Raw genomic sequence first — 15,589 nt, 5'->3', positions numbered from 1 at the left:
TTTTACGCCAAAAAGAAAAATTTTAATAATCTAGAAAGAAAACATGAAAGATAGAATAAAAGAATATTTAAAAGAAAAGGGACGAGTCACTGTAAATGACTTAGCTCAAGCTCTTGGAATGGATGGTTCCAAGGACTTTCGAGAGCTCATTAAAACCTTGTCGCTGATGGAAAGGAAGCACCAAATTCGCTTTGAAGAAGATGGTAGTCTCACCTTGGACCAAAAGAAGAAACACGAGATTACTCTTAAAGGAACTTTTCATGCCCACAAAAATGGCTTTGGTTTTGTAAGCCTAGAAGGGGAAGAAGATGACCTTTTTGTAGGGAAAAATGATGTTAACTATGCCATTGATGGCGATACTGTTGAAATTGTAATCAAGAAGGTTGCGGATCGCCAAAAAGGAACTGCAGCTGAAGCAAAGATTATCGATATTTTAGAACACAGTTTGACGACGGTAGTTGGTCAAATTGTTCTTGATGAGGAAAAGCCTAAGTATGCGGGTTATATCCGTTCAAAAAATCAAAAGATTAGTCAACCAATCTACGTTAAGAAGCCAGCTATTCAATTAGACGGTACAGAAGTTCTCAAGGTCTTTATTGATAAGTACCCAAGTAAGAAACACGATTTCTTTGTCGCTAGTGTCTTAGATGTTGTCGGACATTCAACGGATGCAGGGATTGATGTCCTTGAAGTTCTTGAGTCTATGGATATTGTATCTGAGTTTCCAGAGGCTGTTCTCAAAGAAGCTGAGAGTGTTCCGGATGCTCCATCAGAGAAAGATATGGAAGGTCGCTTAGATCTGAGGGATGAAATTACATTTACTATAGATGGTGCGGATGCTAAGGACTTAGATGATGCTGTTCACATAAAGCCATTGAAGAATGGTAATTTTGAACTAGGAGTTCATATTGCGGATGTTTCTTACTATGTGATAGAGGGATCTGCTCTAGATAAGGAAGCCTTAAATCGTGCGACTTCTGTTTATGTGACAGACCGTGTAGTTCCAATGCTGCCAGAGCGCCTCTCAAACGGAATCTGTTCTCTTAACCCTCAAGTGGACCGCTTGACTCAATCTGCTATTATGGAAATTGATAAAAATGGTCGTGTTCGTAATTATACGATTACACAGACTGTTATCAAGACAAGTTTCCGTATGACTTATAGTGATGTCAATGACATCCTAGCAGGTGACGAGGAGAAGAGACGAGAGTATAAGAAAATTGTTCCTAGTATCGAACTTATGGCCAAGCTCCATGAAACTTTGGAAAGTATGCGAATTAAGCGTGGAGCCCTCAATTTTGATACCAATGAAGCTAAGATTTTGGTAGATAAAAAAGGTAAGCCAGTTGACATTGTTCTTCGACATCGTGGTGTTGCTGAACGTATGATTGAGTCCTTTATGTTGATTGCTAACGAAACGGTTGCTGAGCACTTTAGCAAGCTGGACCTACCTTTTATCTATCGTATCCATGAGGAACCTAAAGCTGAAAAAGTTCAGAAGTTTATTGATTATGCTTCAAGTTTTGGCTTGAGAGTTTATGGGACTGCCAGTGAAATTAGTCAAGAAGCCCTCCAAGACATCATGAGTGCTGTTGAAGGTGAGCCTTATGCAGATGTGTTATCCATGATGCTTCTGCGTTCCATGCAGCAGGCTCGATATTCTGAGCATAATCATGGGCATTATGGCTTAGCTGCAGACTATTACACTCACTTTACTAGTCCAATCCGCCGTTATCCTGATCTCTTGGTTCACCGTATGATTCGTGACTATGGACGTTCCAAGGAAGTTGCAGAACATTTTGAACAGGTCATTCCAGAGATTGCAACTCAATCATCCAATCGTGAGCGTCGTGCCATCGAGGCAGAGCGCGAAGTCGAGGCTATGAAAAAAGCTGAATACATGGAAGATTATGTTGGTGAAGAGTATGATGCTGTTGTATCCAGTATTGTTAAATTCGGACTCTTTGTTGAATTGCCAAATACAGTCGAAGGTTTAATTCACATTACCAATTTGCCTGAATTCTATCATTTTAACGAACGTGATTTAACCCTTCGTGGGGAGAAATCAGGAATTACTTTCCGAGTGGGTCAGCAGATCCGTATTCGTGTCGAAAGAGCCGATAAGATGACTGGCGAGATTGATTTCTCCTTTATTCCAAGTGAATTTGATGTGATTGAGAAAGGTTTGAAACAGTCTGGCCGTAAGGATAGAGGTCGTCGTTCGGATAAGAAAGAAGACAAGAGAAAATCTGGTCGCTTAGGTGATAAGCGCAAGCATTCTCCAAAAGACAAGAAGAAAAAAAGCAAGAAACCTTTTTACAAAGAAGTAGTAAAGAAAGGAGCCAAGCATGGCAAAGGGCGAGGGAAAGGTCGTCGCGCAAAATAAAAAGGCGCACCACGACTATACAATCGTAGATACGCTAGAAGCAGGAATGGTCCTGACAGGAACAGAAATCAAGAGTGTTCGAGCAGCCCGCATCAATCTGAAAGATGGGTTTGCCCAAGTAAAAAATGGGGAAGTTTGGCTGAGCAACGTGCATATTGCACCCTATGAAGAAGGAAATATCTGGAATCAGGAACCCGAACGTCGTCGTAAACTTCTCCTTCATAAAAAACAAATCCAGAAATTGGAGCAAGAAACCAAAGGAACAGGTATGACCTTGGTTCCTCTTAAAGTTTATATCAAAGATGGCTATGCCAAGTTACTTTTAGGACTTGCGAAAGGGAAACATGATTATGATAAGCGTGAATCGATTAAACGTCGTGAACAAGTTCGTGATATTGCGCGTGTTATGAAAGCTGTTAACCACCGATAGAAAGAGTGAAGAATATGGAAAAACTAGTTGCCTACAAACGCATGCCTGTCTGGAATAAAGACACCATGCCAGAGGCTGTTCAAAGAAAACACAATACTAAGGTCGGAACCTGGGGGAAGATTACCGTATTAAAAGGAGCTCTTAAGTTTATTGAATTGACTGAAGAGGGAGAAGTTATAGCTGTGCACCTCTTTGAAGCAGGTGCTGATAATCCTATGGCACAACCTCAAGCCTGGCACAGAGTAGAAGCAGCCACAGATGATGTGGAATGGTACTTGGAATTCTACTGTAAACTGGAGGATTACTTCCCTAAGAAATACAATAGCAATCCAGTTCATTCGGAAGTCTTAGAAGCTATGGATACAGTAAAACCATGTAAGGCACTAGACCTAGGATGTGGTCAAGGAAGAAATGCACTCTTTCTAGCTCAACATGGCTTTGATGTCACAACTGTAGATCAAAATAAGCTATCTCTTGAAATCTTGCAAAGCATTGTGGAGCAAGAAGACTTAGAAATGCCTGTCGGTATCTACGATATCAATTCAGCTAGCATTGGACAAACTTACGATTTTATCGTATCAACGGTTGTTCTTATGTTTTTACAAGCAGATCGCATTCCAGCTATTATTCAAAACATGCAGGAACAAACCTCAATTGGAGGCTACAATTTGATTGTGTGTGCTATGGATACAGAGGATTATCCTTGCTCAGTGAACTTCCCATTTACCTTTAAAGAGGGTGAGTTGGCAAATTACTACAAGGACTGGGAATTAGTGAAGTACAATGAAAATCCTGGCCATCTCCACCGTCGTGATGAAAACGGAAATCGTATCCAACTACGTTTTGCAACAATGTTGGCTAAAAAAGTAAAATAAATGAATAAAAGGGATAGAGAGCAGTCGTTTTCTATTCCTTATTTGTTACCCTAATAAGAAAGGAAAATCTCAATTTATGCTATACTAGAAGTAGGAGAAGTCGATGAAATTAAACAGAATTGTGATAGTTTTAAAACGATTCTGAACGCCCACTATTCTTTCAGACTTTTTTGTCTAGGAGGTCTTAAGATGACTAGTCTTTTAATTGAACTATACGACCGTCATACCATTGAGAAAAATGTCTACCAGGCTTTTGTCAGTGATTGTGATGAGATTTTATACCTTTCTACAAGAAAAATTGCTGAGGAATATAAGCTATCCTTGAAGCATTTTCTAATGGAACAAGTTCCACACTTAAAACAAGTACATTTTCGACAATTTCACCTAGAAAAAATCTGCCAGGAATTAGACCTGTTTATCAATGATTTTGAGACAGTGACCATCGATGTTTTTGGTGGAGATAATCTATTAGCAATAGTTCTATATCAGTATGGTTTGGAGAAAGGTATTCCCATTATTGCTATGGATGTTGAACAAGGAAAGCAGTATGCCTGGGAAAGGGGTAAGATTTATGATAAAAAGTTAGAGATTCCTAGTTTATCCATTGAACAATTGATAGCTTTACGTGGTGGAAAAGTCCTTAAATCAAGAAGACCTCAGCATTCTAATAAGCAAGTGCTAGCTATAAAAAAATTGGCCAAATATGCTATCGAAAATCCTGAAAAATGGTATCAGATTACCCAATTCTTTGCACTGGCAAAAACAAATGATTTTCACGCTGAAACAGCAAAAGTTTTGGAGAGTAATGGAAAAATTTATTCTTACCCCAGTAGCTTGATTCCTTTGTTCACAAAAGCTAATTTATTGAAAGTAGAAGAGGAAACAACAGATACTGTCACTTATACATTCCCAACACCAGAAGCACATCTGTTATGTCGAACAAAAGGGCATATTTTAGAATTGTATATCTATTTATTAGCCCTTGAGTCGGAGTATTTTGATGAATGTATGATTGGTACTGAAATTGATTGGAATGGGATTTTCCCTGAGGCTGACAATGTTCAAAATGAGATTGATGTTATTCTTCGTAAAGGTCACTCTGTAGTTTTCATTTCTTGTAAAATGACTGATCTAGCAGTTGAAGCTATTAACGAACTTGAAGTTTATGCCAATCATTTTGCAGGTGATAATTGTTTGAAAATAATTGTTTGCTCAGGAAAGATTAACCCCGTTTACAGTCATCGTTGTCAGGAATATGGTGTAATGGTGATAAAGCAGGATCAAATACAGAATCTTATTCCCATGTTACGGAAATATATGAAGAACAAACGTCAATGATATTAGATGTAATAGTGAAGAAGAGTCTGGGATAATAGTTCTAGACTCTCAATTGTCTTTGGATTGTCAAGCAAGACGCAGTGGTTGAGTGGGCTCTACTACGCTGATTTCATCAGCTTTTACAGCCCTACTCAACTGTGCGGAGGTGGGACGACGAAATCGAATTCTAACAAATTACTGATTTCTGTCCCACTCTCTTTTCTTATCCTTTTCGAATAAAGTAGAAAAGGGGGATATATGTTTTTAGCTAGAGATAAAAAAGGTCATTTAATCAACGCGTTAGAGAATGAAGTAAAGAAACAAGCTTATTATTGTCCAGCTTGCGGAACAAGTGTTCGCTTGAAAAAAGGAAAAAATGTAAGAACTCATTTTGCACATGAAAGTTTAAAAAATTGTGATTTTTATTATGAGAACGAAGGACCAGAACATTTAGAGAATAAGCTGGCACTTTTTAATTGGGCTAAGAAAGATGCTGAAGTAGAAATGGAATATCCGATTCCTGAACTTAAGCAAATCGCAGATATCCTCATCAATAAGCAATTAGCACTGGAAGTTCAGTGTAGTCCCATTTCTTGCGAACTTTTACGGGAGAGAAGCAATGGTTATCGAAGTTTGGGAATTCAAGTTCTTTGGCTATTGGGAGAAAAGCTCTGGCTAAAAGAGCGACTAACTAAACTTCAAAGAGATTTTCTTTATTTTAGTAATAATATGGGATTTTATCTTTGGGAGTTAGACCATAAAAAACAAGTTTTGAGGCTCAAGTACCTCCTTCACCAAGATTTGAAAGGAAAACTCCATTATCAGGTCAAGGAATTTTCTTATGGCAAAGGAAATCTTCTAGAAATTTTACGTAGTCCTTATCAGCAACAAACTCTTATTACTTTTTCAGTTGAGCAAGACAGAGATATTTGTCATTACATTCAAAAACAACTCTATTATCAAAACTCCTATTGGATGAAGCAACAAGCCCAAGCTTACTTAAGAGGAGAAAATCTTTTAAATCTAAAAAAACAGGATTGGTATCCCCAAGTAAGGCCGATAGAACATGGTCATTTTTGTCAGATAAGTCAAAATCTATATGATTATTACCGTAACTTTCAGGCTTATTATGAACTGAATCCACAAAATCAGCAACAAAAGCTCTATCCACCTGCCTTTTATCAGCATTATTTTTCGAAAAATATGGTAGAATAGAAAGGATGGAGGAAATTTATGGTATTACAACGAAATGAAATCAATGAAAAAGATACATGGGATCTATCAACGATCTTTGAAACAGACAAAAAATGGGAAGAAGAATTAGCCCTATTAACCGAGGATACAAAAGAAGCAGCTAGACTTGAAGGGCATCTTTTGGATAGCGCAGAAAGCCTTCTTAACATTACAGAGCGTTATTTGGATTTGAGCCGTCGTCTTGAAAAACTCTATGTCTATGCTCATATGAAAAACGACCAGGATACACGAGTTGCTAAATATCAAGAATACTATGCAAAAGCAATGACCCTTTATAGTCAACTCGACCAGGTATTCTCTTTCTATGAGCCAGAATTTATGGTTATAACAGAAGAGCAGTATCAAAACTTTTTAGCAGAAGAACCAAAACTCCAGCCTTATAAACACTTCTTTGATAAACTATTGCAAAATAAGGATCATGTCCTTTCACAACGTGAAGAAGAGTTGTTGGCGGGTGCTGGTGAAATCTTCGGTGCTGCTAGTGAAACCTTTGCTATTTTAGATAATGCAGATATCGTCTTTCCATTTGTTAAAGATGAAGATGGAAACGAGGTACAGTTGTCACACGGCGTTTATATGCGCTTGGTAGAATCTAAAAATCGTGAGGTTCGTCGTGGAGCTTATGAAGCCCTATACTCTACCTATGAGCAATACCAGCACACTTACGCTAAAACACTACAGACCAATGTCAAAGTGCAAAACTATCGCGCTAAGGTTCGTAACTATAAGAGTGCGCGTGAAGCAGCTCTTGCAGCCAATTTTGTACCTGAAAGTGTTTATGACAACTTAGTGTCTGCTGTTCGTAAGCATTTGCCGTTATTGCATCGTTATCTAAATCTACGTTCGAAGATTTTAGGTATTCCGGATCTTAAGATGTACGATGTTTATACTCCCTTATCTTCAGTAGAATACAGCTTTACTTATGAGGAAGCTTTGAAGAAAGCAGAAGAAGCTTTGGCAGTTTTAGGTGACGACTACTTGAGCCGTGTTAAACGTGCCTTCAGTGAGCGTTGGATTGATGTCTATGAAAACCAAGGCAAGCGTTCAGGTGCATACTCTGGTGGTTCCTATGATACTAACGCCTTTATGCTTCTTAACTGGCAGGATAATCTCGATAATCTCTTTACTCTTGTACATGAGACAGGTCATAGTATGCATTCTAGCTACACGCGTGAAACACAACCTTATGTATACGGAGATTACTCAATCTTCTTGGCAGAAATTGCTTCAACAACCAATGAAAATATCTTAACTGAAAAATTATTGCAAGAAGTTCAAGATGACGCAACTCGCTTTGCTATTCTCAATAACTTCTTGGATGGTTTCCGTGGAACAGTGTTCCGCCAAACTCAATTTGCTGAATTTGAACATGCAATTCACCAAGCCGATCAAAATGGTGAAGTCTTGACAAGCGAGTTCTTAAACAATCTCTATGCTGACTTGAACCAAGAATATTATGGCTTGAGCAAGGAAGACAATCCTCAAATTCAGTACGAGTGGGCTCGTATCCCTCATTTCTACTATAATTACTATGTATATCAATATTCAACAGGCTTTGCAGCAGCTTCGGCCTTGGCTGAAAAGATTGTTCACGGTAGTCAAGATGATCGTGACCGTTATATTGATTACCTCAAGGCTGGGAAGTCAGACTATCCTCTAAATATCATGCGAAAAGCTGGTGTTGATATGGAAAAAGAAGACTATCTTAATGATGCCTTTGCAGTCTTTGAACGCCGTTTGGATGAGTTCGAAGCCCTTGTTGAGAAATTAGGATTAGCATAAAATGGTTGAGTCATACAGTAAAAATGCTAACCATAACATGCGACGGCCTGTTGTTAAGGATGAGATTGTGGAATTTATGCGCCACAGACAAGAGCAGGTGACTGGTTCTTTAAAAGAACTAGAAAACTTTGCTCGCAAGGAGAATATTCCTATCATTCCTCATGAAACAGTCGCTTATTTCCGTTTCCTAATGGAAACAATTCAACCGAAAAATATTTTAGAAATTGGAACGGCAATTGGCTTTTCGGCACTTTTGATGGCTCAACATGCCCCAGAGGCTAAAATTACAACCATTGACAGAAATCCTGAAATGATTGGTTTTGCCAAGGAAAATTTCGCCAAGTTTGATAATCGCCAACAAATCACTCTTTTGGAAGGCGATGCGGTAGACGTTTTGTCAACATTGACAGAGACCTATGATTTTGTTTTTATGGATTCTGCAAAATCCAAATACATCGTATTTTTGCCAGAAATCCTAAAACACCTTGAGGTTGGTGGAGTAGTTGTCTTGGATGATATTTTCCAAGGTGGAGACATTGCTAAGGATATTATGGAAGTCCGACGCGGGCAACGAACCATTTATCGTGGTTTGCAAAGACTATTTGACGCAACTCTAAACAATCCGGGATTAACAGCTAGTCTAGTTCCTCTTGGAGATGGCATCTTGATGCTAAGAAAGAATCAAGCAGAAATAGAACTGCCTGATGTTGATTAATTTCAGATATTTTTAAGACAATTTAGTAAAATAGATAAGGTAAACATTTATCTAGTGTATAAAAAGGAGTAAACATGAAGAAAAAATTATTGGCTGGTGCCATCACTTTGTTATCAGTAGCTACTTTGGCTGCTTGTTCAAATAGCTCTCAAGGAGCTGACCTCATCAGTATGAAGGGTGATGTCATCACTGAGCACCAATTTTATGAAGAAGTGAAAAACAACCCAACTGCTCAACAAATTTTGCTCAATATGACAATCCAAAAAGTTTTTGAAAAACAATATGGATCTGAAGTAAGTGACAAAGAAGTAGAAGATGCGGTAGCAGAAGAGCAAAAAAGATATGGTGATAGCTATCAAATCGTTCTTTCTCGTGCTGGTATGACAGCAGAAAGCCGTAAAGCTCAAATTCGTACAAGTAAACTAGTTGAATATGCTGTTAAGAAAGCCGCAGAAGCTGAATTGACAGATGAGAACTACAAAAAAGCTTACGATGAGTACACACCAGAAGTAACTGCTCAAGTGATTAAACTTGACAGTGAAGATAAGGCTAAAGAAGTACTTGCTAAAGCACAAGAATCTGGAGCTGATTTTGCACAATTGGCTAAGGATAATTCAACTGACGAAAAGACAAAAGCAAATGGTGGTGAGATCACTTTTGACTCTGCATCAACAGAATTGCCAGACGTTGTTAAAAAAGCAGCCTTTGCCCTTAATGTTGATGGAATCTCAGATGTGATCACAGCTCCAGGTACACAAGCTTATTCAAACAGTTTCTATATTGTGAAATTGATCAAGAAAACAGAAAAATCTTCTAACTGGGAAGATTATAAAGAAAAATTGAAGACAGTTATCTTGACTCAAAAACAAAATGATGCTACTTTTGTTCAAGGTGTAATTAGTAAAGAGTTGCAGGCGGCAAATATCAAGGTTAAAGATCAAGCCTTCCAAAATATCTTTACTCAGTACATTCAAAGTGATACAACAACTCAAACGACAACTACATCAGCAGCAACTGAAACGACCACAACTGCAGCTGAAACGACAACAACATCTTCAAACTAAAGATGAAAACTCTATCTTTCTACTCTTGAAAGGTAGAGTTTTTTTGAAATTTTCTTAGCTAAAAGTCAAAAATATAAATAAATGTTTGTGAATTCTAAAAGCTTAAATTCTAGGCTTTAACGGATAAGAGTTTTTTTCTAGTCTAAAAAGTGGTATAATAGCATGTAAAACTAGAATTAATAGAAAATTAAAAATTTAGTAGATGGTGAAATATGAAAATTAGTAAAAGGCACCTGTTGAATTACTCTATTTTAGTGCCCTATATTCTCTTATCCGTTCTGGGATTGATAGTGGTATATTCAACAACGAGTGCATCCTTGATTCAGGAGGGTAAGAGCGCTTTTCAATCGGTTCGAAATCAGGGCTTGTTTTGGATCGTTAGTTTGTTGCTTATTGCAGTAATCTATAAGCTGAAACTTGGTTTTCTTCGAAACGAACGTTTGTTATTTATCGTTATGTTTGCTGAGTTAGTGTTACTAGCTTTAGCTCGTTTGATTGGGATTCCCATCAATGGTGCTTACGGTTGGATCAAAGTAGGACCTATTACTGTTCAGCCTGCGGAATACTTGAAAATTATCATCATTTGGTACTTGGCTCAACGTTTTTCAAAACAACAAGAAGAAATTGCCGTTTATGATTTCCAAGTTTTAACTCAAAACCAATGGTTTCCTAGAGCGTTTAACGATTGGCGCTTTGTCCTTCTAGTCATGATTGGTAGTTTGGCTATTTTCCCTGACCTTGGAAATGCTACAATTCTCTTTTTGGTAGCATTGTTGATGTACTCAATTAGTGGGATAGCTCACCGATGGTTTGCAACTATTCTTGGAGTATTGACCAGTTTATCCTTTGTTTCTCTAACAACCATTAAGCTTGTTGGTGTTGATAAGTTTTCTAAGATTCCAGTATTTGGATACGTAGCTAAACGATTCAGTGCTTTCTTTAATCCATTTGATGATGTCGCTGGTGCAGGACACCAGTTGGCAAATTCATACTATGCTATGGTAAATGGAGGATGGTTTGGGCTAGGATTAGGAAACTCCATCGAAAAACGAGGCTATCTACCTGAGGCACACACGGACTTTGTTTTCTCTATTGTGATTGAAGAGTTTGGATTTGTTGGTGCCAGTCTTATTTTAGCTCTATTATTCTTCCTAATTCTTCGTATTATTTTAGTGGGGGTACGAGCAAAAGATCCGTTCAACTCTATGGTAGCAATCGGTATTGGTGGAATGATTTTAATTCAGGTATTCGTTAATATCGGAGGGATTTCAGGATTGATTCCTTCAACAGGTGTAACCTTCCCATTCCTTTCACAAGGGGGGAATAGTCTCCTGGTTCTATCAGTAGCTATCGCCTTTGTGTTAAATATCGATGCTAGTGAAAAACGCGCAAAACTCTACAGCGAATATGAAGCACAACTCTAAGAAAATGTGACAAGGAGAAAAATATGTCTCTTCAAAAACTAGAAAATAACAGAAACAAAACTGTAGTCCAAGAAGAAGTTCAAATCTTGACAGATTTACTTGAAGATATCACGAAAAATATGCTTCCTGCTGAGACTTTTGACAAGATTATGCAGTTGAAGAAGCTATCATCAAATCTAGACTATCAAGGACTAGATAAGGTAGTGAGAAGCCTTTCAAATGATGAAATGGTCTACATCTCTAGATATTTCTCTATTTTACCACTTTTGATTAACATCTCCGAAGACGTAGACTTAGCTTATGAGATTAACCATCTAAACAATATTGATCAAGATTATCTTGGTAAATTGTCAACAACTATTGAAATGGTTGCTGAAAAAGAAAATGCAGCTGAAATTCTTGAACATCTGAACGTGGTGCCGGTATTAACAGCCCATCCAACTCAGGTTCAACGTAAGAGTATGCTGGACTTGACTAATCATATCCATACTCTCTTGCGTAAATACCGTGACGTGAGAATGGGGCTTATTAACAAAGAAAAATGGCACAATGATCTTCGTCGCTACATTGAGATTATCATGCAGACGGATATGATTCGTGAGAAGAAACTAAAAGTAACGAATGAAATCACAAACGTGATGGAATATTACAATAGTTCTTTCCTACAAGCTGTACCAAATCTAATGTTAGAGTATAAGCGTCTTGCAAAAGAGCAGGGAATTGACCTAAAACAAGCAAAACCTATCACCATGGGAATGTGGATTGGTGGAGACCGTGATGGCAATCCATTTGTAACTGCTGAGACACTCATGCGTTCTGCTACCATTCAAAGTGAAGTGATCTTAAACTACTACATCAGTAAGATTTCTAGTCTCTACCGTACTTTCTCTCTTTCTACTAATTTATCTAAGACAAGTAAGGCTGTTGAAGAAATGGCAGCTCAATCTCAAGATACTTCTGTTTTCCGCGAGAAAGAACCTTATCGCCGGGCTTTTCACTTTATTCAATCAAAATTAATTCAAACTCTCATAAATTTGAAAGAGTGGGCTCTCGTCGGCTCATCAGCAGATGAACGCCATCACATTGAACGACTCTTTGGAACTCAAGGACATCAACAAGGAGTGGTTACTGACTATATTAGTAATCGTCTCTCTGGAGCCATTCAAGAATTGGCTGAAGATCGTCCTCCTTACTACGAAACAATTGAAGAATTTAAACAAGACTTAGCTATCATTAAAGATTCATTGCTTGAAAATAAGGCAGAAGCCTTGCTTACCGGAGAGTTTGCCGAGCTTTTGGAGGCTGTTGAAGTCTTTGGTTTCTTCTTGGCATCTATTGATATGCGCCAAGATTCAAGTGTTCATGAAGCCTGTGTTGCTGAATTGTTAGCATCTGCTGGAATTAATGATCATTATAGCGATCTTTCAGAAGATGAGAAGTGCGAGTTGCTTTTACATGAACTATTAGAAGACCCTCGAATCTTGTCAGCTACTCATGCTGAAAAGTCTGAACTTCTTGAAAAAGAATTAGCCATTTTCCAAACTGCACGTGAATTAAAAGATCGTTTGGGAGAAGACGTCATTCGTCAAACGATTATTTCTCATGCAACCAGCGTGTCTGATATGTTAGAATTGGCGATTATGCTGAAAGAAGTCGGTCTTGTGGATGCTGAAAAAGCACGTGTTCAAATCGTGCCTCTCTTTGAAACAATCGAGGACTTGGATCATTCCGAAGAGACTATGAGAAAGTATTTCTCTTTACCGCTTGCTAAGAAGTGGATTGCTTCAAAAGATAATTATCAAGAAATCATGCTAGGTTATTCTGATAGTAATAAGGATGGTGGTTATCTATCATCTTGTTGGACTCTATACAAAGCTCAACAACAATTAACCGCTATCGGTGATGAATTTGGAGTCAAAGTAACCTTCTTCCACGGTCGTGGTGGTACTGTTGGTCGTGGTGGTGGCCCTACTTATGATGCCATTGCTTCTCAACCACTCAAATCAATCAAGGACCGTATTCGATTAACTGAACAAGGTGAAGTTATCGGAAATAAATACGGTAACAAGGATGCAGCCTACTATAACTTGGAAATGTTGGTATCAGCGGCTATCAACCGTATGATTACACAGAAGAAGAGTGATACTAATACGTCAAATCGCTATGAGGCAATCATGGACCAAGTGGTGGAACGCAGTTACGATATCTACCGTGAGCTCGTATTTGGAAATGAACATTTCTATGATTATTTCTTCGAATCTAGTCCAATCAAGAATATCTCAAGCTTTAATATTGGTTCTCGTCCAGCAGCACGTAAAACAATCACTGAAATTGGTGGTCTACGTGCCATTCCTTGGGTATTCTCATGGTCACAAAGTCGTGTCATGTTCCCAGGTTGGTATGGTGTTGGTTCAAGCTTCAAGGAATTTATTGATCAAGATCCAAAAAATATTGAATACCTTCGTGACATGTATCAGAACTGGCCTTTCTTCCAGTCACTCCTATCTAACGTTGATATGGTTCTATCAAAATCAAATATGAATATTGCTTTTGAATATGCTAAACTTTGTGAAAGTGAAGAAGTGCAAGCAATCTACTATACTATTTTGGATGAATGGCAATTGACTAAGAATGTTATTCTGGCTATCGAAGGCTATGATGAACTTTTGGCAGAAAACACTTATTTGAAAGATAGTCTGAATTACCGCATGCCTTATTTCAATGTTCTTAACTATATTCAGTTAGAGTTGATTAAGCGTCAACGTCGTGGTGAGCTTTCTTCAGATGAAGAAAGGTTGATTCATACGACTATTAACGGAATTGCTACAGGATTACGTAATTCAGGTTAATACAAGCAATATTTTCCAAAAACCGTAGGAATTTTCATAATTTTTTAAAATAATTCATGAAAATCCTTGACAAGTTTTAGTAAAATGATATAATTTAAACATTCAGAAAGTAATCATCGAATTTTTTTAGCGAGTCTGTGGTTGGTGGAAACAGATAGAAGAAGATGATGAAATTGGGCTGGATGTTATTAAGAATTTGAAATCATAAGAATTCGGTGAGCACACCTTATAGTGCAACTCGTGAAGCGAGTAAGAGCGATAGGAATAATTCCTATAATTGAGGTGGCACCGCGCATCGACGTCCTCACACAAGTTTTTTGTGTGAGGACTTTTTCTATGGGGAGGAAAAAATGATGGAAATCAAACGATGGCGACGCTTGGTAAAGTTATATTGAAAGTGTAATGAACATTACTAAGTTTTAGTGAAATAAGGAGAAATAAATATGAATAAACGTTTAATTGGTATTATTGCAGCACTAGCACTTGTAGTTGGAGGAAGCTTGGTCTACTCTAACTTAATGAAACAAGATACTAAAACCGAGACAACTAACAAAACAGCTAAGGTTGGTGTTCTACAGTTCGTCAGTCACCCATCACTCGACTTGATTTACCAAGGTATCCAAGATGGACTTGCTGAAGAAGGCTATAAAGGCGACCAAGTTAAAATCGACTTTATGAATTCAGAAGGTGACCAAAGTAAGGTTGCCACAATGAGTAAACAATTGGTGTCAAATGGAAATGATGTTGTTGTCGGAATTGCGACACCTGCAGCTCAGGGTCTAGCAAGTGCAACAAAAGACCTTCCTGTTATCATGGCAGCTATTACAGACCCAGTTGGAGCTAACCTGGTACAAAACTTGGAAAAACCAGGTGGAAACATCACAGGGGTATCTGACCATAACCCTGCTGAACAACAGGTTGAATTGATTAAAACATTGACTCCTGATGTCAAGACAGTTGGAGCTCTTTACTCAAGTAGCGAAGATAACTCAAAATCACAAGTCGAAGAATTCAAAGCTTACGCTGAAAAAGCTGGTTTGAAAGTAGAGACTTTTGCAGTTCCTTCAACTAACGAAATTGCTTCTACAGTAAACGTTATGACTGGTAAAGTAGATGCAATCTGGGTTCCAATTGACAACACAATCGCATCTGCGTTCTCAACTGTAGTATCAAGCAACCAAACAGCTAAAAAACCAATCTACCCAAGTGCGACTGCCATGGTAGAAGCAGGTGGTTTGGCATCAGTCGTTGTGGACCAACACGATCTTGGTGTTGCTACCGGTAAGATGATTGCCAAAGTCTTGAAGGGTGAAAAACCAGCTGATACTCCAGTTAATGTCTTCTCAACTGGTAAATCAGTTATCAATAAAAAAGTGGCTCAAGAACTTGGAATCACTATACCTGAATCAGTTCTTAAAGAAGCTGGTCAAGTAATCGAATAAGAATGTAGGAGGAGTTGGAGACATCTCCTCCAATTTTTAAAAGAAGGAAAT

11 protein-coding genes and 1 other annotated feature are annotated in these 15,589 nt (G+C 38.1%); all 11 genes read left to right on the top strand.

The features are described 5' to 3' along the window. Positions 1-43: 43 nt before the first annotated feature. The 11 genes from rnr to trpX all read left to right on the top strand — a co-directional run bounded on the left by rnr (position 44) and on the right by trpX (position 15,538). Complete coding sequence (gene rnr / locus K1I61_RS03015; RefSeq protein ID WP_223334276.1) at positions 44-2,386, top strand: ribonuclease R; 2,343 nt, start codon at positions 44-46, stop codon at positions 2,384-2,386. Continuing rightward, positions 2,349-2,816 carry an SsrA-binding protein SmpB gene (gene smpB, locus K1I61_RS03010; RefSeq protein WP_223334277.1) on the top strand — a complete coding sequence of 156 codons (468 nt, stop codon included), beginning with the start codon at positions 2,349-2,351 and terminating at the stop codon, positions 2,814-2,816. Before rnr ends, smpB begins: the two co-directional genes overlap by 38 nt. Before the next feature lie 14 nt (positions 2,817-2,830). Next, positions 2,831-3,691 carry an SAM-dependent methyltransferase TehB gene (tehB, locus tag K1I61_RS03005; protein ID WP_223334278.1) on the top strand — a complete coding sequence of 287 codons (861 nt, stop codon included), beginning with the start codon at positions 2,831-2,833 and terminating at the stop codon, positions 3,689-3,691. A gap of 189 nt (positions 3,692-3,880) precedes the next feature. After that, entirely contained in the window at positions 3,881-5,029 is a 1,149-nt protein-coding gene (locus tag K1I61_RS03000; protein ID WP_223334279.1) for a PDDEXK family nuclease, read from the top strand. Between the two features lie 237 nt (positions 5,030-5,266). Beyond that, on the top strand, positions 5,267-6,223 hold the full coding sequence (locus K1I61_RS02995) for a competence protein CoiA (RefSeq protein ID WP_223334281.1): 957 nt from the start codon (positions 5,267-5,269) through the stop codon (positions 6,221-6,223). 18 nt (positions 6,224-6,241) lie between these two features. Further along, positions 6,242-8,044 (top strand): oligoendopeptidase F, encoded by a 1,803-nt coding sequence (gene pepF / locus K1I61_RS02990; protein ID WP_223334283.1) that lies wholly within the window; start codon positions 6,242-6,244, stop codon positions 8,042-8,044. A gap of 1 nt (position 8,045) precedes the next feature. Then, on the top strand, positions 8,046-8,759 hold the full coding sequence (locus tag K1I61_RS02985; protein ID WP_074324722.1) for an O-methyltransferase: 714 nt from the start codon (positions 8,046-8,048) through the stop codon (positions 8,757-8,759). A 74-nt stretch (positions 8,760-8,833) separates the two neighbouring features. After that, positions 8,834-9,823, top strand: a complete 990-nt coding sequence (prsA, locus tag K1I61_RS02980; protein ID WP_070678155.1) for a peptidylprolyl isomerase PrsA — start codon at positions 8,834-8,836, stop codon at positions 9,821-9,823. Positions 9,824-10,035: 212 nt separating this feature from the next. Next, positions 10,036-11,247: a cell division peptidoglycan polymerase FtsW gene (gene ftsW / locus K1I61_RS02975; RefSeq protein WP_223334285.1), complete on the top strand. Its 1,212-nt coding sequence runs from the start codon at positions 10,036-10,038 to the stop codon at positions 11,245-11,247. A gap of 23 nt (positions 11,248-11,270) precedes the next feature. After that, positions 11,271-14,096 carry a phosphoenolpyruvate carboxylase gene (gene ppc, locus K1I61_RS02970; RefSeq protein ID WP_223334287.1) on the top strand — a complete coding sequence of 942 codons (2,826 nt, stop codon included), beginning with the start codon at positions 11,271-11,273 and terminating at the stop codon, positions 14,094-14,096. A gap of 94 nt (positions 14,097-14,190) precedes the next feature. Further along, positions 14,191-14,405 (top strand) — a binding site (T-box leader). A 134-nt stretch (positions 14,406-14,539) separates the two neighbouring features. Continuing rightward, on the top strand, positions 14,540-15,538 hold the full coding sequence (trpX, locus tag K1I61_RS02965; protein WP_223334289.1) for a tryptophan ABC transporter substrate-binding protein: 999 nt from the start codon (positions 14,540-14,542) through the stop codon (positions 15,536-15,538). Positions 15,539-15,589: the final 51 nt, after the last annotated feature.

This window comes from Streptococcus infantis, from assembly GCF_019929665.1.
GTDB lineage: Bacteria > Bacillota > Bacilli > Lactobacillales > Streptococcaceae > Streptococcus > Streptococcus infantis_H.
Note: the sequence above shows the minus strand (reverse complement) of the source record. Positions and strands in the feature narration are given on the sequence as shown.